Annotated in this window: 1 protein-coding gene; it reads right to left on the minus strand. The window is 45.2% G+C overall.

What is annotated here, in order from left to right; genetic code table 11:
* Positions 1-88: 88 nt before the first annotated feature.
* Positions 89-1,003 (minus strand): bifunctional diguanylate cyclase/phosphodiesterase (locus A3729_RS28320; RefSeq protein ID WP_156498199.1); only part of this gene is annotated, 915 nt, incomplete at its 5' end.

Raw genomic sequence — 1,003 nt, forward strand, 5'->3', positions numbered from 1 at the left:
ATTTATCGATCGAAGATCTGTTCTAGACCTTGAACCATGAGCGGGGCTTACGCCCCGCTTTGAAATATCCTGGAAATCAAAGCCTATCTTAGTTATTTGGCTTAAACCCGACAGACTTAAGCGGGGACGAGAAGAACTCATCAGCACTCAAGGGCTTGTCAAATAGATATCCCTGCCCAATCTCACAACCCAACTCTTGCAAGAAAGCCATCTGCTCAACTGTTTCCACACCTTCAGCCACCACCTTCAAGTTCAAAGTATGTGCCATAGCAACAATTGCCGCCGTGATCTGCTTGTCATCATTATCGTTGGGTAAGTCCATAATAAATGCACGGTCGACCTTGAGTTTATCCAGAGGGAGCTGCTTAAGATAGTTAAGAGAAGAATATCCCGTACCAAAGTCATCAATTGCAATGGTTAGTCCCAAAGACTGCAACTCTTTCAATAAGGAAATCGCATGCTTAATATCGGTCGCTAACAAGGACTCAGTCACCTCAAACTCTAGGTTCTCGGGGTTAACACGGTGCAAAGAAATTGCCTGAGTAATATCGTTAAGTAAGTCAGGATCACTAAACTGGCGAGCTGACAAGTTGATCGACATTTTAACATCACATAGTCCGCGCTGCTGCCAATCGGCACACTGGCGGCAAGCTTCATGAATAATCCACTTACCAATGGGAATAATCAGACCGTTATTCTCTACCATATCGATAAAGAAAAATGGCGATAACAGACCGCGCTTAGGATGCTGCCACCTTAATAGAGCTTCGCAACCAATCAGCTTTCCGGTACTCAAATCCATTTGCGGTTGATAGTGCAATACAAACTCTTCCCGTTCGACAGCATGGCGCAACTCTTCCTCCAAGGCCATACGCGAGTCAGCATCTTTATGGAGCTGGTGATTGAAGATATGGTAGCTATTCTTACCTGAGGCTTTGGCTTGATACATCGCTAGATCGGCATTTTGCAACAAGGTTGCAGCGGATACACCATCCAAAAGCGA

This window comes from Oleiphilus sp. HI0043, from assembly GCF_001634935.1.